This window comes from Nostoc mirabile CHAB5784 (genome assembly GCF_020829645.1).
Lineage (GTDB): Bacteria > Cyanobacteriota > Cyanobacteriia > Cyanobacteriales > Nostocaceae > Nostoc > Nostoc mirabile.
The window spans coordinates 152,616-173,083 of sequence record NZ_JAIVFS010000001.1 but is presented as its reverse complement, the minus strand read 5'-3'; the positions used below and the strand labels follow the sequence as shown (position 1 = coordinate 173,083).

24 protein-coding genes, 2 tRNA genes and 1 other annotated feature are annotated in these 20,468 nt (G+C 42.6%); of the genes, 15 read left to right on the top strand and 11 right to left on the bottom strand.

Going from position 1 to position 20,468, the window contains the following annotated elements; all coding sequences use genetic code 11:
• Positions 1–170: 170 nt before the first annotated feature.
• Together LC653_RS00875 and LC653_RS00870 are read right to left on the bottom strand one after the other, a co-directional pair.
• Positions 171–986, bottom strand: coding sequence for a class I SAM-dependent methyltransferase (locus tag LC653_RS00875; RefSeq protein ID WP_229492320.1), 816 nt, complete (start codon positions 984–986; stop codon positions 171–173).
• A 111-nt stretch (positions 987–1,097) separates the two neighbouring features.
• A complete protein-coding gene (locus tag LC653_RS00870) occupies positions 1,098–2,279 on the bottom strand; it encodes an RtcB family protein (RefSeq protein WP_229492162.1) in 1,182 nt (393 codons plus the stop codon).
• 409 nt (positions 2,280–2,688) lie between these two features.
• On the opposite strand from LC653_RS00870, the gene LC653_RS00865 reads away from it, so the two are divergent.
• The 13 genes from LC653_RS00865 to hsdR all read left to right on the top strand — a co-directional run bounded on the left by LC653_RS00865 (position 2,689) and on the right by hsdR (position 11,992).
• A complete protein-coding gene (locus tag LC653_RS00865; protein WP_229492161.1) occupies positions 2,689–3,573 on the top strand; it encodes a class I SAM-dependent methyltransferase in 885 nt (294 codons plus the stop codon).
• Positions 3,570–4,298, top strand: coding sequence for an HAD family hydrolase (locus LC653_RS00860; protein ID WP_229492160.1), 729 nt, complete (start codon positions 3,570–3,572; stop codon positions 4,296–4,298). The genes LC653_RS00865 and LC653_RS00860 overlap by 4 nt, the downstream gene beginning before the upstream one ends.
• Before the next feature lie 65 nt (positions 4,299–4,363).
• Positions 4,364–4,436: transfer RNA gene (locus LC653_RS00855), tRNA-Ala, on the top strand.
• Between the two features lie 88 nt (positions 4,437–4,524).
• Positions 4,525–6,045, top strand: coding sequence for a class I SAM-dependent DNA methyltransferase (locus LC653_RS00850; protein WP_229492159.1), 1,521 nt, complete (start codon positions 4,525–4,527; stop codon positions 6,043–6,045).
• Positions 6,046–6,106: 61 nt separating this feature from the next.
• Entirely contained in the window at positions 6,107–6,328 is a 222-nt protein-coding gene (locus LC653_RS00845; protein WP_229492158.1) for an antitoxin family protein, read from the top strand.
• 22 nt (positions 6,329–6,350) lie between these two features.
• Positions 6,351–6,560, top strand: a complete 210-nt coding sequence (locus LC653_RS00840; protein ID WP_229492157.1) for a DUF2281 domain-containing protein — start codon at positions 6,351–6,353, stop codon at positions 6,558–6,560.
• Positions 6,557–6,811 (top strand): type II toxin-antitoxin system RelE family toxin, encoded by a 255-nt coding sequence (locus LC653_RS00835; protein WP_229492156.1) that lies wholly within the window; start codon positions 6,557–6,559, stop codon positions 6,809–6,811. The genes LC653_RS00840 and LC653_RS00835 overlap by 4 nt, the downstream gene beginning before the upstream one ends.
• Before the next feature lie 111 nt (positions 6,812–6,922).
• A complete protein-coding gene (locus tag LC653_RS00830) occupies positions 6,923–7,141 on the top strand; it encodes a type II toxin-antitoxin system HicB family antitoxin (RefSeq protein WP_229492155.1) in 219 nt (72 codons plus the stop codon).
• Entirely contained in the window at positions 7,141–7,380 is a 240-nt protein-coding gene (locus LC653_RS00825) for a type II toxin-antitoxin system HicA family toxin (RefSeq protein WP_229492154.1), read from the top strand. The genes LC653_RS00830 and LC653_RS00825 overlap by 1 nt, the downstream gene beginning before the upstream one ends.
• A 90-nt stretch (positions 7,381–7,470) precedes the next feature.
• Complete coding sequence (locus LC653_RS00820) at positions 7,471–8,700, top strand: restriction endonuclease subunit S (RefSeq protein WP_229492153.1); 1,230 nt, start codon at positions 7,471–7,473, stop codon at positions 8,698–8,700.
• A 37-nt stretch (positions 8,701–8,737) separates the two neighbouring features.
• Positions 8,738–9,016: a type II toxin-antitoxin system RelN family antitoxin gene (locus LC653_RS00815; protein WP_308188984.1), complete on the top strand. Its 279-nt coding sequence runs from the start codon at positions 8,738–8,740 to the stop codon at positions 9,014–9,016.
• Entirely contained in the window at positions 9,006–9,386 is a 381-nt protein-coding gene (locus LC653_RS00810; protein ID WP_229492152.1) for a type II toxin-antitoxin system RelE family toxin, read from the top strand. The genes LC653_RS00815 and LC653_RS00810 overlap by 11 nt, the downstream gene beginning before the upstream one ends.
• A 263-nt stretch (positions 9,387–9,649) precedes the next feature.
• Positions 9,650–11,992 carry an EcoAI/FtnUII family type I restriction enzme subunit R gene (gene hsdR / locus LC653_RS00805; RefSeq protein ID WP_229492151.1) on the top strand — a complete coding sequence of 781 codons (2,343 nt, stop codon included), beginning with the start codon at positions 9,650–9,652 and terminating at the stop codon, positions 11,990–11,992.
• Positions 11,993–12,136: 144 nt separating this feature from the next.
• Here hsdR and rplL read toward each other — a convergent pair whose 3' ends face one another.
• From rplL to rplS, 8 genes are all read right to left on the bottom strand, one after another.
• Positions 12,137–12,526: a 50S ribosomal protein L7/L12 gene (rplL, locus tag LC653_RS00800; protein ID WP_229492150.1), complete on the bottom strand. Its 390-nt coding sequence runs from the start codon at positions 12,524–12,526 to the stop codon at positions 12,137–12,139.
• A gap of 131 nt (positions 12,527–12,657) precedes the next feature.
• Positions 12,658–13,272, bottom strand: coding sequence for a 50S ribosomal protein L10 (gene rplJ, locus LC653_RS00795; RefSeq protein ID WP_229492149.1), 615 nt, complete (start codon positions 13,270–13,272; stop codon positions 12,658–12,660).
• A gap of 63 nt (positions 13,273–13,335) precedes the next feature.
• Positions 13,336–13,504, bottom strand: a sequence feature (ribosomal protein L10 leader region).
• A gap of 68 nt (positions 13,505–13,572) precedes the next feature.
• Positions 13,573–14,286 (bottom strand): 50S ribosomal protein L1, encoded by a 714-nt coding sequence (gene rplA / locus LC653_RS00790; RefSeq protein ID WP_229492148.1) that lies wholly within the window; start codon positions 14,284–14,286, stop codon positions 13,573–13,575.
• Between the two features lie 130 nt (positions 14,287–14,416).
• Positions 14,417–14,842, bottom strand: a complete 426-nt coding sequence (rplK, locus tag LC653_RS00785; RefSeq protein ID WP_100898684.1) for a 50S ribosomal protein L11 — start codon at positions 14,840–14,842, stop codon at positions 14,417–14,419.
• Between the two features lie 6 nt (positions 14,843–14,848).
• Positions 14,849–15,490 carry a transcription termination/antitermination protein NusG gene (gene nusG, locus LC653_RS00780; protein WP_229492147.1) on the bottom strand — a complete coding sequence of 214 codons (642 nt, stop codon included), beginning with the start codon at positions 15,488–15,490 and terminating at the stop codon, positions 14,849–14,851.
• Positions 15,490–15,711 (bottom strand): preprotein translocase subunit SecE, encoded by a 222-nt coding sequence (gene secE, locus LC653_RS00775; protein ID WP_229490340.1) that lies wholly within the window; start codon positions 15,709–15,711, stop codon positions 15,490–15,492. Before secE ends, nusG begins: the two co-directional genes overlap by 1 nt.
• Positions 15,712–15,890: 179 nt before the next feature.
• A tRNA-Trp gene (locus LC653_RS00770) sits at positions 15,891–15,963 on the bottom strand.
• A gap of 146 nt (positions 15,964–16,109) precedes the next feature.
• Positions 16,110–16,472 carry a 50S ribosomal protein L19 gene (gene rplS / locus LC653_RS00765; protein ID WP_229463194.1) on the bottom strand — a complete coding sequence of 121 codons (363 nt, stop codon included), beginning with the start codon at positions 16,470–16,472 and terminating at the stop codon, positions 16,110–16,112.
• 155 nt (positions 16,473–16,627) lie between these two features.
• On the opposite strand from rplS, the gene LC653_RS00760 reads away from it, so the two are divergent.
• Both LC653_RS00760 and LC653_RS00755 read left to right on the top strand, forming a co-directional pair.
• Entirely contained in the window at positions 16,628–17,572 is a 945-nt protein-coding gene (locus LC653_RS00760; protein WP_229492146.1) for a glycosyltransferase family 2 protein, read from the top strand.
• A gap of 693 nt (positions 17,573–18,265) precedes the next feature.
• Positions 18,266–19,333: a glycosyltransferase family 4 protein gene (locus LC653_RS00755; RefSeq protein WP_229492145.1), complete on the top strand. Its 1,068-nt coding sequence runs from the start codon at positions 18,266–18,268 to the stop codon at positions 19,331–19,333.
• Here the strand turns inward: LC653_RS00755 and LC653_RS00750 are convergent.
• On the bottom strand, positions 19,330–19,992 hold the full coding sequence (locus tag LC653_RS00750) for a hypothetical protein (protein ID WP_229492144.1): 663 nt from the start codon (positions 19,990–19,992) through the stop codon (positions 19,330–19,332). The genes LC653_RS00755 and LC653_RS00750 overlap by 4 nt on opposite strands.
• Positions 19,993–20,468: the final 476 nt, after the last annotated feature.

The window sequence follows — 20,468 nt, the reverse complement described above, 5'->3', positions numbered from 1 at the left end:
AAATCAGATAGGATTGCTATATCGCAATACGGTTCAACACGGCGTAAATAAACCACCCATTACAAATCAATGAAACGCTTAGACTGTATTCATTTTGAATTTTGAATTGCGCCTTGCAGTACTAGTACAAAATTCTTCTTTTGCTCACTTGTACACTAATGTTACTTGCTTCACGTCGTCTTTCTAGCAGTTACAAAAAAAGTCAGATTTTCATACCAAGCTCCTTGTTCGGTTGCTTCTGCTTCAATTTTTTGACGATACTCTTCTTTTAATTCTGCCATTTGCTCTGATGAAACTTCTAACAAGGGATTTTCTCTAGGATGAAACCATCCTCCATTCCATTCTTTAGCTTGCTCTAGATTGCGGTAGAAACCTAGTTGTTGGGTCTTCACCTCAATATTTTGAAAACCAGCTTCTGCAAGCAAATGGTGACACTTTTCAGAAGTGCCTGTTGGCTCATTGATATTTTTCAAGAAAATATTATGTTTGCCACAAATTTCGATTATGAGTGGCGCTTCACATGATTGCTCAGAACAACAAGAAAAACTGATAACTCCCCCTGGTTTGAGAAAACGATACCATTTACGTAGAGCAGCAAGAATATCTTTGAAATACACTATTGCTGTAGAGCAAAGAATTACATCGAAACTCTCATCATTGAAGTCGATATACTCAGCATCAGCTTCAATAAGTTCGATATTTTGCAAGCCTAATTCTTCAATTTTCTGTTGTGCTTGATTTAACATCCCTGAAGAAAAATCTACTCCAGTTACTTTTCCTTGAGAACCGATAATTTTTGCAACAGCAATGGCAATGATACCTGTGCCTGTTGCCATATCCAATACTTTTTGTCCCTTTTGCAGTTGAACTAAATCTAGTAGAGGGAGAGCGCGATAAATTGTATAATTGTTGTCGTAGCTAGTTCTGCTATCAAAGAAATCAATTACTTTTTTCTTATACTCTTGTTCGTATTGGCTATTTTGCATGATATTCTCAACTAAAACAATCATTTCTTCCTCGGCGTACCTCTGCGCTTGCCTCAGCGTGCCTCTGCGTTTAAAAAAATAAAAAAGGTGGGTATTACCCACCCTAAAAATTTATCCCTTCACACAAAGAACTTGCTTAAGCGTTGCTACAACTTCAACCAAATCCGCTTGATTTTCCATAACTTGTTCTATCGGCTTATAAGCACCAGGAATCTCATCTAACACGCCCTCATCTTTGCGGCATTCTACACCATTTGTTTGCTCTATCAAATCATCCAGTGTATAGACATTTTCTGCCTTATTTCTAGACATCAAACGCCCTGCACCGTGAGAACAAGAACAAAAACTATGGGCATTACCTTTACCCTTAACGATGAAAGACTTTGCCCCCATCGAACCAGGAATAATCCCATAATCTTCAGTCTGGGCGCGGACTGCACCTTTACGAGTAACGTATACATCCTCGTCAAAATGCACTTCTTTTTCGGCGTAATTGTGATGACAATTAACCTGCAATAAAGGTTTAGTTGCCTTCCCACCTGCTAAATGCTTCTCGACAATATGCTTAAAACGCGCCATCATCACATCGCGGTTGACACGTGCATAGTTTTGTGACCATTGCAAATCATGCCAATATGCTTGGAATTCTGGCGTACCAGCGACAAAGTGAGCTAAATCAGGGTCAGGCAATTTATTACCTGCCATTTTTGCTAATTCCCTGGCTGTGTGAATATGACACTGGGCGAGTTTATTGCCGATGTTACGCGAACCAGAATGCAGCATCAGCCAAACTTGATTCTCTGTATCAAGGCACACTTCAATAAAATGGTTTCCTCCACCAAGAGAACCCATCTGTTTCATCGCTTTATTTTGTAGGTCTTGTACGCCGCGATGCAAGTCTTTAAAATCATCCCAGTGTTGCCAATTGCTGACAGATTTTTCAACGTCTTTGTTTTCGTTGAATCCAGTAGGAATTGCTGCTTCAATATCCAGGCGGATTTTCTTTAGTTTCCCTTCGAGTTGTTCGGCGGTAAATGATGTTTTGATAGCGCTCATCCCACAACCAATATCCACACCCACAGCAGCTGGGATAATCGCTTCTTTGGTTGCAATTACAGAACCAACTAAGGCACCTTTCCCTAAGTGAACATCTGGCATTAATGCGACATGCTTAAACACAAATGGTAATGATGCTACATTCTTTGCCATCTTGGTTTCTTCTGGGCCCAAAGAGTGATTTGCCCAAGATAATACGGGTGCTGGTGTGGTAATTTCTAACTTTTCGTAGGGCATAATTTTTTGTATTTTGGATTTTAAATTTTTGATTTTGGATTGGGTAGATTGTACTGATAATTATCTGTATGACTTATAAACCACTATCTAGTACTTTTCCAGGGTTTGTAGTAAGCACTTTATTGCTTAGAAAATAATGACTAAAGTCCTTACTACTAACTTGCTTACCCATCAATTTAAACTTGACAGACTAGTAGTTAGTTGTAGCAATTTAAATGTTGTATTGTCTTTGATTTGGCTTGCTCAATTTTCGTGAAGCTGAAGAACTACTATTTATACTACAAATGTAACAAACAAAATTACAATCGTCAATATATACCACAGAGAGGAAGCAGATATTTACCAAATGTATTAAAATTTGTAAAGAAAATTACTCTGTTTAAATAACCTCTTAAAGTTCTGACACAATATGGCAGTGCGTCAAGATACAATCTGGGAACGTTTTTTATCCCCTGTAGTGCGTCTTTTGATTGATGAAGACGGGTTACGGCGTTACGCTGATAGTATTGACTGGGAGAAAGAGTGCGATCGCTATCGACGAGATGATGTGATACTTCCGGCATACTACAGCAGTCAAAACTTTCACGGGATTACAGGCGGATATCTCAATTACGGTGCAGCAGTTAGTTACGATCCCATTACCCAATATGTTGTGCCGCCGAATGAAACTATTGTCCGTCAGGCTTTAATTGATGCCGTCAAGGTAAAACCACGACGCATACTCGATTTAGGCTGCGGTACAGGTTCCACTACTTTAATGTTAAAGCAAGCTTTCCCCCAAGCGGAAGTTATTGGTTTGGATTTATCACCCTACATGCTGGTAAGGGCAGAAGATAAAGCTAGAAATGCTGGTTTAGATATAGTCTGGCGACACGGGAATGCTGAAAAAACTGGTTTGAGTGACGCAACATTTGACTTAGTGACAGCTTCTTTGCTATTCCACGAAACACCAGATGCGGTGTCCCTAGCAATTCTGCGCGAAAGCTTCCGGTTGCTGGTAGCTGGAGGGCAAGTATTAATTCTAGATGGGAATCAGAAGACTCTGCGTCAGTTAGAATGGCTTAATGATGTTTTTGAGGAGCCATATATTCGTGAGTATGCTGCTGGTAGCGTGGACGCGAATATGGGTGCAGCCGGATTTGAAGCTGTGCGATCGCACGATGTATGGTGGATAAATCAGGTAACTAGCGGCATTAAACCAATAGCAACCGAAAATGTCCGTCAGTATACTCCCACATCAATAGATAATGATTTGGAGGGACTTGGATCTCCAGCATTTGGCATAAGGGCATGAGTTTAAAGGCAGTTCTCTTTGATTTTAATGGTGTGATCATTAACGATGAGCCAATCCACTTGCAACTGATAGATGAGATTCTCATTGAAGAAAATCTCCAACCCCAACGCGTAAGTGAGCGTCAAGCTTCTTTAGGACGCAGCGATCGCGCTTGTTTTGTGCAACTACTCGCTAATCGTGGTAGAGTCGCTAACGAAAGCTATTTAACTCAGTTGCTATACCGCAAAGCCCAAGCCTATGTGGTGGAACTAAAAAAAATCGAGAAACTGCCTTTATATCCAGGTGTAAAAGATTTAATATTTCAAGTGCGATCGCGGAATCTGAAACTAGGATTAGTCAGTGGCGCTATTCGCCAAGAAATAGAATTGGTACTCCATCGAGCTAAACTAGCCGAACATTTTAAAATTATCGTCGCCGGTGATGACATTACCACCAGTAAACCAGAACCCGATGGTTATTTATTGGCAGTAAAACGCCTGAATAAAGAATATCCTGAATTGAATCTACTACCACACGAGTGTCTGGCAATTGAAGATACTCCAGCAGGTATCGAAGCGGCGAAGCGATCGCACATGCAAGTAGTTGGTGTAGCGAATACTTACCCATTCCACATGCTCCAGCGCTGCTGTAACTGGACTGTTGATTATCTCAGTGAGTTGGAACTCGAACGCGTGCAGAAGGTTTATTCTCAAAAACAGCCTCAGCCGTCGGTAACTGAATGTTAGAATACTCTATGGTGATGGTGTATTGAGTTAATGAGTAATATTACTCTTGACTTAGCACAGATTTTGGGGAATTAGCTCAGTTGGTAGAGCGCTGCGATCGCACCGCAGAGGCCATCGGTTCAAATCCGTTATTCTCCATTTGCCGCTCTACATAATGCTAACCAAGGCTAATAAACTTCCTTAACTAGAGTAACTGCCGACGGTAAAAATCCCACAGCAAAGCTAAATGTTTGAGCAAAGTTTTAAAAATATTGATGACGTTCTCTGGAAGGAGGCGGGTTGTACTACGGAGTTGGACTATACCGAACAAACGTCTTGGTTGCTGTTTCTGAAGTATTTGGATGATTTGGAGCAGGAAAGGGCACTGGAAGCGGAGTTAGTGGGCAAGTCCTATGAATTTATCATTGATGAAGCGCATCAGTGGTCAGCTTGGGCGGCTCCCAAGAAGGCGGATGGCACGGTAGATCATGATCATGCGCTGATTGGGGATGATTTGATTGATTATGTGAACCGCCAGCTATTCCCCTATCTCCAGGGATTTAAGCTGCGGGCTACCAGCCCGGATACGATCGAGTACAAAATCGGTGAGATTTTTAGCGAAATCAAGAATAGATTTCAAAGTGGCTATAGTCTGCGAGATGCGCTGGAATATATTGATGAGCTAAGGTTTCGATCACAACAGGAGAAACATGAGCTATCCCATCTCTATGAAGCCAAAATCAAAAATATGGGTAATGCGGGGCGCAATGGGGGTGAGTATTACACACCGCGCCCGTTGATTCGAGCGATGATTCAGGTGGTGAAGCCGAAGATTGGCGATCGCATTTATGATGGGGCTTGCGGTTCGGCGGGGTTCTTGTGCGAGAGTTACGACTATTTACGTGGGGGTAAGCTGACGACAAAAGAGCTAGAGATACTTCAAAAACATACATTTACGGGTAAAGAAAAGAAAAGTTTGGCGTATGTGATTGCGATCATGAATATGATTTTACATGGCATTGATGCGCCGAATATTATCCACACGAACACGCTGACGGAAAATCTCAGTGATATTCAGGACAAGAATCGCTTTGATATAATTTTGGCTAATCCGCCATTTGGGGGGAAGGAACGCAAGGAAGTACAGCAGAATTTCCCGATTAAGACTGGGGAAACGGCGTTTCTGTTTTTGCAGCATTTCATCAAAATCCTGAAGATGGGTGGTAGGGCGGCGGTGGTAATCAAAAATACATTCCTGTCAAATTCGGATAATGCTTCGCGGGCTTTGCGTCAAGAGCTTTTGAGTAGTTGCAATCTGCACACGATTTTGGATTGTCCGAGTGGGACTTTTATCGGGGCGGGGGTGAAAACGGTGGTGCTGTTTTTTGAGAAAGGAAAGCCCTTTGACTCCGTTCAGGGAACGCCTTTATTTTCTCAGGGAAAACCTTTAACGCAGGGAATGGCAACTCAGAAAATTTGGTATTACCAACTTGATCCAGGGCGGAATATGGGTAAAACCAATTCCCTGAATGATGATGATTTGCAGGAGTTTGTAGAGTTACAGGCTAGGTTTGCGGAAACAGAAAACTCTTGGCTGGTGGATATTGCTGATATTGATCGGGAGAGGTTCGATTTGTCGGTGAAGAATCCGAATAAGGTTGAGGAATCGACGTTAAGAGAACCGCAGGAAATTTTAGATGAAATTGCTGCTTTGGATGCGGAGAGTGCTGAGATTTTGGCTGGTATTGGGGCGATGATATGCAGTTGATAGTTAAGAATGAAGCGATCGCTTATGCTTGAATGTATATTAACCTGCATGGAGTTTCACGATGCCCCAAGCTCTAAAAGCAATTTATCATAACGGTGCATTCGTCCTGCAAACAGCGTTTGAGTTGCCCGAAGGTACTGAGGTTGAACTGTTAATTCAGCCCCTTCAAGTTGTGTCGCCACCAATTTCTAATACAGACACTAAGCGAGAGTTTCTCAAATCGCTAGTTGAACGAATGCAACAGAATCCGATTCCAGTTAATGCGCCTCAGTTCACACGATAAATACTGCACGAACATACAAGCCATGACTCTCAAAGAACAACTTATTCGAGAAATTGAACAAATTCCTGATACTCTCCTATCTGAATTATTGGATTTTTTATTGTTTATTAAAGAGCGACATATCGAAGAGGATATAACTGAGGAGGAAAAAGCTAATATTATTTCTTCCCAACTTGCTTATCAAGAAGGCGATTATTTAACTCTTGATGAATATGAGGCAAGGCTAGGATGAGCTATAGAGTTATTATTCCTAAACCTGTCCAAAAACAACTAGATGATCTTCCTGAAAAACAGCGAGAACGTCTACTGAAGGATATTCGACTCCTGGCTGATGTTCCCCGACCTAGTGGAGTAAAAAAGCTCAATGGATATGAAAATATGTATCGAATTAGAGTGGGAAATTATCGGGTTATTTATGAAATTCAAGACCAAGAAATGCTCGTTCTAATCTTGAGTAGTATTCATCGTAAAGATGCTTATTAATTTGTGAAGTCTAATAATAAGAGATTGTATGCGGTTGACAGTGAGCAGTTGACAATTGACAGACTATGTTAGTTTTCTTTTGGATATCAAATTAATTTAGGAAAAATAAATATGAAAAATATCAAAATCATTGTGGAAAAGCACCCTGATGGTTATGTTGCCTATCCTTTAGGTATTCAAGGGGTTGTAGTTGGTGAGGGCGACACCTATGAAGAAGCTTTAAATGATGTGCGATCGGCTATTTTATTTCATGTCGAAACTTTTGGAGAATCCGTATTAGAATCTGAATCCTCGATACTCGAAGCTTTTGTGGCAGAGGCAAATCTATAATGGCAAAGTTTCCTGTTGATGCCCCTAAATCAAAAGTAATTAAGGTGCTTGAGGGTTTTGGATTTTCAATAGTTAGAGAAAAAGAGCATATTTCTATGATTAGACAAAATCCTGATGGCACAACTACTCCTTTAACTTTGCCAAATCATAAACTTATTAAAGGTTCTACTCTCAGAAGTATCTGCACTCAATCTGGTATTTCACGGGATGATTTTATTGCTGCTTATGAACAACTGTAGAAATATAATGGCTTTGAATGTGGAGAGTGCAGAGATTTTAGCGGTAATTATGCAGTTGACAGTGAACAGTGAAAAGTGGACAGCGAAATAATGAAAGAATGGAGGAAATTGCAGTTAGGTGATATTGCTGTTATCAGTTATGGATATACAGCAAAAGCTTCTGTCGAAAATATCGGTTTAAAGTTTCTCAGAATTACCGATATTCAAAATGATATGGTGAACTGGTCTAGTGTGCCATATTGTCAAATTAATGAAGATGATTTACAGAAATATAAACTGATTGATCAAGATATTGTTTTTGCAAGAACTGGCGCAACAACTGGTAAAAGCTATTTAGTTTGTGATCCACCAGAAGCTGTAGCTGCATCTTACTTAATTCGACTGAGAATACAAGACCCAACTGTTTTGCCTCAATTCATATCTAAATATTTCCAAACAAGCGAATATTGGAATAATATATCTTCTGGAATATCTGGGAGCGCCCAAGGGGGATTTAATGCTTCAAAACTATCAGCATTATTCGTTCAAATTCCACTTCTATCTGAACAAAAGCGGATTGTGGCAATTTTGGATGAGACGTTTGAGGGGATTGATAGAGCGATCGCAAACACCGAAAAAAACCTCGCCAACTCCCGCGAACTATTTGAAAGCTATCTAAATGCCATCTTCACCCAGAAAGGCAATGGCTGGGTAGAGGCGAGGTTAGGCAATCTTTCCGAAGTCCAAAGTGGTGGAACACCTTTGCGATCAAAACCTGAATATTGGGGTGGGCAAATAGCATGGTATTCATCAGGTGAGTTAAATGATCTATACACCACTGCACCTGAAAGAAATATTACAGATAAAGGTCTAGAAAATTCAAATGCTAAATTATTTCCCAAAGGTTCTTTATTGATTGGAATGTATGATACAGCAGCTTTGAAAATGTCGATTCTGGATCGTAAAGCGGCTTTTAACCAAGCAATAGCAGGAGTAAAACCGAATGATAAAATTGACCTGATTTTTATCCTTCATGCCATTAACTTTTTGAAACCTGAAATTTTGAGTCTCAGAAGAGGGGTTCGTCAGAAAAACCTTAGCCTTCAAAAAATAAAAGATATTGTTATTGCAGTACCAGAATTACAGGAACAGCAAAGAGTCGTTCGACAGTTAGCATCTATGAGGGAAGAAACCCAACGTCTCGAAGCCATCTACCGCCAAAAAATCGCCGTACTCAACGAACTCAAACAATCCATCCTGCAAAAAGCATTCACTGGCGAACTCACCGCAGACACCGCTAACCAAACAACAAAAGCCGCTAAGGAGGGAATTGCCGCATGAAGCCGGGATAGCTGCACTAGACTAGAAGTAGGTTGAATTGACTCGATATTTAACAACACTATCACCATCTATGAAAGCAATTGAAACCACAGCGACAATTAATGAGAGTGGACAACTTACGCTCGATAAATCGCTGGGATTCATCAAACCACAGCGCGTTCGCGTTATCGTCTTACTTTCCGAAGATGACGAAACCGATCCAGATGAAACACCTACAGAAGTTGTTATAGAAGGCATTCGCCAAGGTTTACACGAAGCTTTAACTGGACAAACTATTCCCCTCTCAGAAATGTGGTCAGGCATCGATGCAGAGTGAACCATCGCCAATCCAGATCGCTCTTACACCTCGTTTCAAAAGGGATCTTCGAGAACTTGCCAAACGCTATCGTTCAATTCGTACCGATCTCCAACCCTTAATCGAGCAACTTCAAGCAGGTGAAATCCTTGGCGATAGAATTGCTGGAGTTAAATATCAGGTTTTCAAAGTTCGTCTCAAAAATAGCAACATCCAAAAAGGAAAAAGTGGAGGCTATCGAGTCATTTATTATCTGAAAACTGATGAAGGAATTATACTCACTACAATTTATTCCAAATCCGATATTTCAGATGTTAGTAATGAAACAATTGAATCCGCGATCGCGCAATACGAGCAAGAAATTCAAATAGCCGATAATTCAGATGCATGAAGGGATATGCTTCCCTCGATCACAAATTGACACGACTTAAGACTAAAGGCTTTTTCCCGCTTTCACCCTGCACCTTTAGTACAGATGTATCCTTCTGAGTCGGGTATATCTTTAAGCGTTTTTAACGAGTATTATTATAAAAGTGGTATCTTTATTGCTGAATACCTGACCGTATTACCACCCAAATAGTTGTTACAGGCTAAACTGCAAGAAGCGATCGCCACTGCCCGCTGCCGACTGCCATATTCCAAAGACGAGCCATAATGAACGAAGCCGAAACTCGCGCTGAACTAATCGACCCCGCACTCAAAGACGCAGGCTGGGGCATCACTGAAGGCAGTCGCATCCGCCGCGAAGTTATCGCCCCTGGTCGCTTGATTGGCAATGGTAAACGTGCCCAATCAGACATCGCCGATTATGTTCTCGTCTATCGCGGTGAAAAACTTGCGGTCATCGAAGCCAAAAAACGCGGATTGCCCGATACCGAAGGCTTAGGACAAGCCAAAAAATACGCCGAAAAATTGCAGACGCGGTTCGCTTACTCCACAAATGGCATCGGACTTTATCAAGTAGATATGTACACAGGTGCAGAAGGCTACGTCAACCAATATCCTACCCCCGACGAACTGTGGGATGTTATCTTTAGCGAAGCGAACGAATGGCGCGATCGCTTTGCCGCCGTTCCCTTTGAAGATATGAGCGGCACAAAAGAAGCTCGGTATTATCAACACAACGCCATTAAGCACGTTTTAGAAGCGATCGCTCAAGGAAAAAATCGCATCTTGCTAACGATGGCAACAGGCACAGGTAAAACCTTCATCGCCTTCCAACTCGCATGGAAACTCTTCCAAAGCCGATGGAACCTAAGCCAAAAGCCAACCCGCCGCCCTCGCATTCTGTTTCTCGCCGATCGCAACATTCTCGCCAACCAAGCTTATAACGACTTTTCGGCATTTCCCGATGATGCCCTAGTTCGCATCGACCCCGAAGCCATCAAAAAACGGGGCAGAGTCCCCAAAAATGGCAGCGTCTTCTTCACCATTTTCCAAACCTTCATGACTGGACAAGACGAAGAAGGCAACTCCACCCCAAAATTCAGCGACTATCCCCCCGACTTTTTCGACTTCATCATCATCGATGAATGTCATCGCGGCGGAGCCAATAACGAAAGCACATGGCGCGGCATCCTCGAATATTTTTCACCAGCAGTCCAACTCGGACTCACCGCCACACCAAAACGTGAAAACAATGCCGACACCTACGCTTACTTCGGAGATCCTGTCTATACCTATGCCCTGAAAGACGGCATCAACGATGGATTTCTCTCACCCTTCAAAGTTAAGCAAATCGAAACCACCCTCGATAAATATATCTACAGCAGCGAAGATGACCTTATTCAAGGCGAGATAGACTCAACCAAAACCTACACCGAAACCAACTTTAATCGCATCATTGAAATCGAAGAACGCGAACGCTATCGAGTCCAACTATTCATGGAGGCGATCGACCAGAACCAAAAGACTTTAGTTTTTTGCGCCAACCAAGATCATGCTCTCGCCGTCCGCAACCTGATCAACCAAATGAAGATTAACTCCGACCCAAATTACTGTGTCCGCGTTACGGCCAACGATGGGAAACTCGGCGAACAGCACCTCAGCACCTTCCAAGACAACGAGAAAACTATCCCCACCATTCTCACCACTTCCCAAAAACTTTCCACTGGTGTTAATGCCCGAAACGTTCGTAATATCGTATTGATGCGCCCCATCAATTCCATGATCGAATTTAAACAAATCATCGGTCGCGGTACGCGAGTATTTGACGGGAAGGACTACTTCACCATCTACGATTTCGTTAAAGCTTACGAACATTTCAACGATCCTGAATGGGACGGCGAACCCCAAGAACCTGTTCTCGTCAAAATTTCCAGAGGCGGGGAGGAATCAGATAAATACAATGTCTCCACAACAGATAGAGGCAAAAATAGAAACGAAAGTACAGAAGTTCCCCGCCCCAAAACTATCAAAATCAAACTCGCTGATGGCAAAGAACGCACCTTCCAGCACCAGATGTCTACTAGCTTCTGGAGTCCAGACGGTAAACCCATGAGCGCCGCAGAATTTGTGGAACGTCTCTTTGGTGAAATTCCTGAACTATTCAAAGATGAAGACGAGCTACGAGCAATATGGAGCCGCCCCGACACCCGCAAAGCCTTATTAGAAGGACTCGCAGAGAAGGGCTACGGGGAGGAACAACTCACGGAGATTAGTCGCCTGATCGATGCCGAGAAAAGCGATTTATATGATGTGCTGGCTTATATTGCCTATGCCTCTCCACCTATGAGCCGCCGAGAGCGCGTCCTTGCTCACAAGTCCTTAATCTTCTCGCGCTATATCGGCAAACAGCAAGAATTTCTCGACTTTGTACTAGAGCAATACATCAAAGCAGGGGTGGGGGAACTTGATCGATCTAAATTACCTCAACTGTTAGAGTTAAAATATCATGCTGTTCGTGATGCTGTTGAAGAACTAGGGAGCGTTGCGAATATCAGTGAAGTATTTATCGGGTTTCAGCAGTATTTGTATTCACAGGACATGGCAGCTTAATTGAACAGGTCTCTACAATTAAGCACACCAGTTAGATAGTTAACTTAAAACTAGATAACTATCCCCTTATATACTTGAAGAAAAATCCAAAAAAAAGGAGCCTGACTCAGACTCCTTAATAAAAAACTGGTAATAGAATTGTGACTACTTAACAGTCACCTTACCGCCAGCTTCTTCGATGCGCTTCTTAGCATCTTCAGCAGCATCCTTAGCAATACCTTCTTTAACTGCCTTAGGCGCAGCTTCTACCAAGTCTTTTGCTTCTTTGAGACCCAAACCGGTCAATTCCCGGACAATCTTCAGCACGGCAATCTTCTTATCAGCTGGTACTGATTCGAGAATCACTTCAAACTCGGTTTGCTCAACAGCTTCTTCAGCAGGAGCAGCAGCAGCACCAGGGCCTGCGAACGCTACGCCAACGGGTGCAGCAGCACTCACGCCAAAAGCTTCTTCAATTTGCTTGACTAACTCAGAAGCTTCCAGCAAAGAAAGGGTTTTCAGTTGTTCTAAAATTTGATCGGTTGTAGCAGACATTGATATAACTCCTGTAATTTTGATTATTTATTAGTCATTAGTCATTGGTCATTAGCTTTTGAACGGCAGTTGCTCCACTTGGGGAGACCCCAAGACCGCACTGCCTCCTCTTGACTGATGAACCATGAAGCCTATTCAGCAGCAGTTTCTGTGCTGCTATCGCCTTCAGTAGCTGTCTCGGCGCTGCTATCTTGGACAGCAGCAGTTTCGGTGCTACCACCACTTTGCTCTTGGTCAGCCACAGCCTGCAAAGCACGAGCCAGTGAACCAGGAACTTCGTTGATACCCACAGCAATCTTGGTAGCCAAGGCGTTGATAGCCCCAGCAATTTGGGCGATGAGTTGTTCCTTAGATGGCAAGTCTCCTAATACCTTGACATCAGGTTCTTTGAGTAGGCGACCTTCCAGTACACCACCACGAAGTTCTGTTTTCTTGGTGACTTTTTGGAATTCTTGGTATGCCTTAATTGCCGATGAAAAATCTTCTTTTACCAGCAAAAAGGCGGAAGAACCGTTGAGCAATTCCGACATAGGCTGCCATTTTTCATCATCTTTAATGGCAATGCCCATTAGGGTGTTCTTCGTCACCTTACAAACAGTACCACTGGGACGCAGACGCCGCCGTAAATCGCTAATTTCAGCAACAGTTAGTCCCTGATACTCTATTACCAGTGCCAGAGTTGACTGACTCAAAGTTTCTTTGAGGTCAGCTACTATCTCTTTTTTATTTTCTAGTGTTCTACCCATTCCAATCTCACCTCCTTAAAATAATCGGTGAAGTGCCCTACTTGTACGTTTTTTCTAAACCTGAACCCAAACAACAAACCCCAGCTAATCTAGCCGGGGTCGAGTATTAAGACTCTTAACGCCATAGTTATCACACCTTTATGGGTGGTAATTCTGACTATTAGAGTTTTAACCTCGGCAGGATATTTAAGCTTTTAGCACCTGCTGTCTCCGGCTTTGCCTATTTAATTGCTCAGGGGGAGTGGGGAGTGGGGAATAGTGAGTGGGCAAATTATTTTATTCCCTACTCCCTACTCCCTTTTACGCTGCTTCGCTCAGTTTCAAATCTCGTAGGGCGGTGACATCAATTTTAATCGATGGCCCCATTGTGGCTGACACATAAAATGTGCGCCAATAACGACCTTTAGCTCCTGAAGGACGGTTACGGTCAATCGTCTCCTGCAATGCCTTCAGGTTGACTAACAAATCTTCCGGCGAGAATGTTGCCTTACCAAACATAACATGGACAATACCAGTTCGGTCAGCTCGGAATTCTAATTTACCAGCTTTGAATTCTGCGATCGCACTTCCTAAATCAAATGTTACGGTTCCACCTTTGGGCGATGGCATCAAACCACGCGGCCCAAGCAATTTACCCAACTTTGCCACCTGTGGCATCACATCGGGTGTGGCAATCAGCTTGTCAAAATCCATTCTACCTTTTTGGATTTCGTCAATCAGTTCTTCTGAACCGACTATATCAGCACCAGCGTTGCTTGCTTCGTTTACCTTTTCGCCTCTGGCAATCACCGCCACCCGGACGATTTGTCCTGTACCTTTGGGCAGTGCTACCGTTGTCCGCAACTGTTGGTCTGTATACTTAGGGTCAATTCCCAGCCGGATGTGCGCTTCCGCAGCTTCGGTAAATTTAGCTGTTGCTGTATCTTTGAGAAGGGCTAAAGCCTCTAAAGGGTGATAGTCCTTGTCTTCTACTTTTGCTTGCAGTCCTTGCAAACGACGCGATACTTTTGGCATTTTGTTCTCCTGGGGTAATTCCGAAGCCTCGCCTCTCCCCCGATAATTTTTGGTTACTTGTCCTTTGTCCTTTGTCCTTTGTCTTTTGTCGCTAGTTTTTTACTAATGACTAATGACCAATGACCAATGACTAATCCGTGATTGTTACACCCATATTTTTAGCCGTTCCTGCCACAATCTTCATTGCCGCGTCTATGTCGTTGGCATTAAGATCGGGGAGTTTCGTTTGGGCTATTTCTTGCAATTGGGCTTTGCTAATTGACCCAACCTTCTTTTTGTTGGGTTCATTAGAGCCTTTTTCAACTTTCGCCGCCTTCCGAATCAGCACTGATGCTGGTGGCGTTTTGAGTACAAATGTAAAACTCCGGTCTTCAAAAACCGAGATTTCTACAGGTATCACCATTCCAGCTTGGTCTGCTGTTTTGGCGTTGTATTCTTTGCAGAACATCATGATGTTAACGCCATGTTGACCCAAGGCGGGCCCCACTGGCGGTGCTGGGTTGGCTTTTCCAGCATTCAGGGCCAGTTTAATGACCGCCACTACTTTCTTCGCCATTTGTATTTAACTCTGTTTCTCTACCTGATTAAATTCCAGTTCTACTGGTGTATCCCTGCCGAAAATTGAGAGCAAGGCTTTAAGTTTACTCCGTTCTGGAGAAACTTCAATCACCTCGCCTTCAAAATCTTTAAATGGGCCAGAAAGCACCATTATCTTATCACCAGTAGCCATGTCAATTTTGAGAACTGGCTCTTGTTCGCTGGTTTGTTTGAATATACGTTCGACTTCTGAAGAACTCAGTGGTATGGGGTTCACATGACCGCGACCCTTACTACTACCACGCTTTTGTTCTGCACCGACAAAATTAATTACATGAGAGGTGTTTCGTACCACCTGCCAGGTATCATCATCCATCATCATCCGCACCAGCACATAGCCAGGGAAAACTTTTTCTTCTGTATGCTGGCGACTGCCATCTTTGCGGATTTTCACCGCCGGTGTTTGCGGAATTTCTACTTGGACAATTTTGTCAGCTACATCAAAAGTTTGAATGCGTTGCTCTAAGTTAGTCTTTACACGCTTTTCACAGCCTGAGGCTACTTGCACTGCATACCAACGTGCTTCTTTTGACGCTGCTTCTGCTGTTTCTCCTGTTTCCTCTGACTGCAAGGTGGAGTTGCGAGGTTCGTCTGTTGCAAAAGTCATCAGAACACCTGTTTTGCTGCCCAACTAAACAATCCATCGACCAAGTATATCAAAGATGCCGAGAGTGCCACCATTAACAACACAGCCGCGGATTCGCTCACTATCTGTTTCCGACTGGGCCAAACTACTTTTTCAAGTTCTTCTTTGGTTCCCTGTATGAAGTTGTTAAAGCTAAACCCATTTGTGGTTTCTGGCAATTCTGCTTCACTTTTTTTGGCCACGACCCTTAATTCCCCCGTTTGTCACTCAATTTTGGTCATCCAGGTTTGCAGTTTCGACTCTATTTCACTTACTGAAAGCAAAACAACTACAAATACAATAAGTTTACCCGAAATTATTATCGCTAGCTGCTAATATAGCAGTTGCGTAATTATTTCGGGCTTTGTTTTTTGCTCTTGAGCGCGCCCTGGAGGACTTGAACCCCCGACATCAGGTTTTGGAGACCTGCGTTCTACCAACTGAACTAAGAGCGCACAAGCTGTTTTTCATTCAGTTATTGCGCTGAACTAAATTTTCAGTTTAACGCAACACGCGATTTTTATCATACCTCAATTTCGTCGATAAAACAAGTTAGCGGCAGATGCCGCTTAAGATTTCTCCCATACTATTGAAGGACGAATCACAAAGGGCGGTCAAACCGTTGCTTGATCCGGGTTGCCTTACCTACGCGATCGCGCAGATAATACAGTTTAGCACGGCGTACCTTACCACGACGTAATACTTTGATGCTGTCAATCCGGGGAGAATGCAACAGAAACACCCGCTCAACGCCCACACCTTGAAAAACCTTACGGACTGTAATCGTTTCGTTGATGCCACCATTGCGCTTGGCAATCACTACTCCCTCGTAGGGTTGTACGCGGTATTTATCGCCTTCCTTGATTTTCACTCCGACTTTTACGGTGTCGCCCACATAAATGTCGGGCAGATTCGATTTTAGCTGTTCCGCTTCAATCGAGCGGATAATCTCTTGAGCGCTCATAGTCTTTGGTGTCTGCTTAAAAAAAATCTCACGATCATCAATGATAAATCGATAATCCTATTTCAGTCTACTTGTTAGGATTGATAATTTTACTGATACAACAGCCTAAAGTTCAAAGCTATATTGCAGAATGCTGTCACACAGGGGTGAAATTTATGAAATTTAGCGTCGTTATCAGTACCTATAATCGCTTAAATTTGCTGCAAAGAGCAATTGAATCGGCTCGTAACCAAACAATCGAGTGTGAGGTGGTTGTTGCCGATGACTGTTCTTCTGACGATACCCAAACCTATATTAAAAGTTTAGGGGACAAGGTTGTTTACCATCGTAACGAAGTGAACCTTGGCCATGCAGCAACGGTAAATGCTGGAGTTGCCAAAGCTAGCGGCGATTGGATTAAGTTTCTAGATGATGACGACTATTTAGCGCCTAACTGCATAGAAGAGATGGCTAAGGCGATCGCACTTCGTCCTGATGCTGTAATCTGCTCTTGTGTGGCGGCTCAGGTGGATGAGCATGAAGTTGAACTCAGTCGCACTCCCCAAGTTGGCCCTGGTTTAGCTTTTTATATCCCACAAGCTGATATTCACTACGGTATGCTCTTAGAGCTTGTACCCTTTGGCACGCCTGTACAAGTAGCTTCCCGACGTGATGCTTTTCTACAAACAGGTGGTTGGGACTCCACACTCGATGCTAACTGTGATGATATCGATTCCTGGATTCGGATTGCCCAGTTTGGCGATGCTATTTTCCTTAATCAGTGTCTTGCTTACCGCACTGTCTGGCCAGGTGCGTATAATCAAAAGTTTTCTTTGTCTCGACGGTTAGCTACAAATATTTTGATGAAGGAAAAAATTTATGCCTTAGTAAATGAGCAACATCGCTCAAAAATTCCTCATTTTCAGGATATAAAAAATTACCTGAAACTCCATTGGATTTTAGTAGCACTGAAGCAAAAAAATATCAAGAGTTTTCTTTCAATGATAGATCCGTCTATAATTTCTCCTCAGTCTTGGAAGTTTTTGCTAACTGCTGCCTCATCACGCCGCTCTCAGGGAAACAATTCTCAGGTTCGCAAACTTGTGTTAATTGAGTCGTAATTATGATTTCTGGCAAAATTCCCGGAGTGTCGTGATGCCGTTATTGCAATCGCCATCATCTGTGTCCCCAGTATCATTCACTGTGAATGTCGCCAGTACTCCCAATACGGTTCGGATAAGATCCCCCCGCCTGTGGTGACCCCCGATAAATTGGGGGTAAACGAGGAAATTAGCCCCCCAATTTATCGGGAGGTAGGGGGGATCTTCGCAGGGTAAACAAGCTAAGATCAGGCAAATTGCTACTTTTGTAGAGCCAGAAGAGTATTTCAGGAGAGCAAAGAAGGCTGTAGCGACTTAAATAGCAGATTTAGTCTTGAGAATTTTGGATTTTTACCCCGATTTATCGAGATGTTAATGAATAAGTCTTTAAGCTAAGTAACTGGTTATAAGCGCTCTTGGTCAGTAGCAAGTGGTAAATTTCACGCACTACTGACTAGTTTTGAGTTGTCATTAGACCTCTTGCAAAAGTCGAACATACGCCCGAAAATAAATTTTCGGGCTAATAGCTCAAGTCGGTTTAAACCGACTAATAACAATAATTTTAGTCCGTTTAAACGGACTTTTGCTATAAGAGAGGGACTTGAGTCCCTGGCGGATCAAGGATTTTCGCAAAAGGTTTATTGAACACCTCAAGAATTATGTTGATTTCCACTCAGTTACTTATCTTTATTTTTTATACATATCTCAAAGATTATGCGAATCATCCATATTTTGAACCACGTTCAAGAAATAGGTAACGGTATTGTGAATGTGGCTGTGGATCTGGCTTGTTTACAAGCTAAATCTGGTCATGAGGTAGCGGTTATTTCGGCTGGTGGTGAATATGAGAAATTACTAAATATATCTGGTGTAAAACATTACCAACTAGACCAAACTAGGAAACCGATAAGTATTATTAAAGCATCTGTGCGTTACCTGGCGATCGCAGCAGAATTTCAGCCGGATATTGTTCACGCACACATGATGACGGGAGTCATCCTAGCCCGCATTTTTAAAGGGTATAAATATGCTTTAGTTTCCACAGTCCACAATGAATTTCAGCGTTCTAGTCTGCTGATGGGTTTAGCTGACAGGGTAATTGCCGTCAGCAAAGCTGTACGAGATTCTATGGCACGGCGCGGTATTTCCGAAAACAAGTTACGGGTAGTATGTAACGGAACTTTGGGCAGCCCCCGCACGCGACAAATACAAGATTATCAACCTTTACCATTACAACGTCCAGCGATCGCAACTGTAGCCGGGATGTATCAACGCAAGGGAATTGCTGAGTTAATCGCTGCCTTTGAACAAATTGCCTCAGATTTTCCCCAAGCGCATCTTTATTTGGTAGGAAATGGCCCTGATAAACAGCTATTTGAGACACAGGCACAAGCAACTTCTGTAAAAGAACGCATTCATTTTGAAGGCTTCCAGGCGGAACCTCAACGCTATCTGATATCTTGTGACATATTTGTGCTAGCTTCCCACCGCGATCCTTGCCCCTTGGTGCTTTCGGAAGCTAGGGAAGCTGGAACTGCGATCGTTGGCACTCAAGTAGACGGGATTCCTGAAGCTTTGGACAATGGGGAAGCAGGACTTTTAGTGCCAGCAAAAGATAGTAATGCTTTGGCTGGAGTTTTAGTGCAATTACTGAGTAATGCCGATATGCTACATGAGTGGAAACAACGGGCAAATCAAAACCTAAACTGGCTGAGTGTTGCCCGCGTCCATCAAGAAACACTGGCAGTGTATCGTGAATTAATTACAGAGTCAGAACGTTAACAGTGTAGCGATCGCTTTACTTTTAAAGCTACACCTAAAGCGCCAAATACTAATACACCCAAAACATTAGTTGATTCAGGAACAGCAGTGTAATAACTAGCCACTCTGATCGGCCCATCTTTATCCTCTTGCTCTGCTGGCACTGGTGGAATGATTCCAGCACCTGGCGATACATTGGGGTTGGTGGCGAATGGATTGTAAAACAGCGTTCCGTTTGGGATTACGCCACCACTAAAAGTGATGATGTTATCTTTTATGGTAATGTCTCTAAAAATATCCTTTAGATCAGGATTATTAGAGTAACCAATCTTGCCATCTCCATTAACATCTCCCCACTGCACTGGCTCATTATTAAATACGGGAGTAGAATCTGGATTACTATAGGAAAGCGTTTTTAAATCAAAGACCAAGCTTTCTATATCGTACCCAGTGTCATTTAGAAAGTTATTAGCTACATCTGAGACACCATATTCTATTACTTGTCCTGGTTGAAACTCTGGCCCAAGGGTTCTTGGATTTTTCGTTTCGAGTACGTCTTCATTTTGAGTTGTCACGATGGGTTCTACCAAGATGAAGGCTCTCGCTGGTGTCAAAGACAAAAAACTAATTCCTGCTGCTCCTAGAACAGATAAGGCTATTTTGGTTGCTATTGTAGTCATATTTCTGTCCTCTTTATATTGGTTGAGAGAATACTATACCGCGTGGGTTAAATCAAACAGCAAAAACTTACTTTTTAAACGCTATCTACCTGCTAGATAAATAGCGGTTAATGTGTGCCTGCTCAGTGATTTTATATTTACTCATAGGTTGATTTATAAAGCAATTATTGTAATGCTTTATCACGATAACTAGTAAGTTCACGCAATCTTTATAAAAAATCTAAATTAGAAGTTATGCGTTGACAGATTGAGCAATATGTGAATTAAAAAAATTTGATTTAGATTCTCAGTGTGCAAGTATGCTGACAAAATTTAATTTGTCGTTAGGATGCCAATCATGAAATGGTTAGGTATACTTTGTTGTCTTGATAAGTGCCTGCTGGGGCATTTATTCCTAAAGTAAAGTTGACGTTTGTTGTTAAAGTCACCTCACTAATGGTTCTGCTGCGGTTATGGCGCAAGGGCAATCTAATATC

Bases quoted from the DNA above. Each gene is read 5' to 3' on its own strand.
- LC653_RS00755 (WP_229492145.1), top strand. From the start codon at position 18,266: ATGCGAATCATCCATATTTTGAACCACGTTCAAGAAATAGGTAACGGT.
- LC653_RS00850 (WP_229492159.1), top strand. From the start codon at position 4,525: ATGTTTGAGCAAAGTTTTAAAAATATTGATGACGTTCTCTGGAAGGAG.
- nusG (WP_229492147.1), bottom strand. From the start codon at position 15,490: ATGACTTTTGCAACAGACGAACCTCGCAACTCCACCTTGCAGTCAGAG.
- LC653_RS00820 (WP_229492153.1), top strand. From the start codon at position 7,471: ATGAAAGAATGGAGGAAATTGCAGTTAGGTGATATTGCTGTTATCAGT.
- LC653_RS00870 (WP_229492162.1), bottom strand. From the start codon at position 2,279: ATGCCCTACGAAAAGTTAGAAATTACCACACCAGCACCCGTATTATCT.
- LC653_RS00875 (WP_229492320.1), bottom strand. From the start codon at position 986: ATGCAAAATAGCCAATACGAACAAGAGTATAAGAAAAAAGTAATTGAT.
- rplS (WP_229463194.1), bottom strand. From the start codon at position 16,472: ATGAGCGCTCAAGAGATTATCCGCTCGATTGAAGCGGAACAGCTAAAA.
- LC653_RS00845 (WP_229492158.1), top strand. From the start codon at position 6,107: ATGCCCCAAGCTCTAAAAGCAATTTATCATAACGGTGCATTCGTCCTG.
- rplA (WP_229492148.1), bottom strand. From the start codon at position 14,286: ATGCCAAAAGTATCGCGTCGTTTGCAAGGACTGCAAGCAAAAGTAGAA.
- LC653_RS00840 (WP_229492157.1), top strand. From the start codon at position 6,351: ATGACTCTCAAAGAACAACTTATTCGAGAAATTGAACAAATTCCTGAT.
- LC653_RS00810 (WP_229492152.1), top strand. From the start codon at position 9,006: ATGCAGAGTGAACCATCGCCAATCCAGATCGCTCTTACACCTCGTTTC.
- rplL (WP_229492150.1), bottom strand. From the start codon at position 12,526: ATGTCTGCTACAACCGATCAAATTTTAGAACAACTGAAAACCCTTTCT.
- LC653_RS00835 (WP_229492156.1), top strand. From the start codon at position 6,557: ATGAGCTATAGAGTTATTATTCCTAAACCTGTCCAAAAACAACTAGAT.
- LC653_RS00860 (WP_229492160.1), top strand. From the start codon at position 3,570: ATGAGTTTAAAGGCAGTTCTCTTTGATTTTAATGGTGTGATCATTAAC.
- LC653_RS00750 (WP_229492144.1), bottom strand. From the start codon at position 19,992: ATGACTACAATAGCAACCAAAATAGCCTTATCTGTTCTAGGAGCAGCA.
- LC653_RS00830 (WP_229492155.1), top strand. From the start codon at position 6,923: ATGAAAAATATCAAAATCATTGTGGAAAAGCACCCTGATGGTTATGTT.
- hsdR (WP_229492151.1), top strand. From the start codon at position 9,650: ATGAACGAAGCCGAAACTCGCGCTGAACTAATCGACCCCGCACTCAAA.
- rplK (WP_100898684.1), bottom strand. From the start codon at position 14,842: ATGGCGAAGAAAGTAGTGGCGGTCATTAAACTGGCCCTGAATGCTGGA.
- rplJ (WP_229492149.1), bottom strand. From the start codon at position 13,272: ATGGGTAGAACACTAGAAAATAAAAAAGAGATAGTAGCTGACCTCAAA.
- LC653_RS00825 (WP_229492154.1), top strand. From the start codon at position 7,141: ATGGCAAAGTTTCCTGTTGATGCCCCTAAATCAAAAGTAATTAAGGTG.
- LC653_RS00760 (WP_229492146.1), top strand. From the start codon at position 16,628: ATGAAATTTAGCGTCGTTATCAGTACCTATAATCGCTTAAATTTGCTG.
- LC653_RS00865 (WP_229492161.1), top strand. From the start codon at position 2,689: ATGGCAGTGCGTCAAGATACAATCTGGGAACGTTTTTTATCCCCTGTA.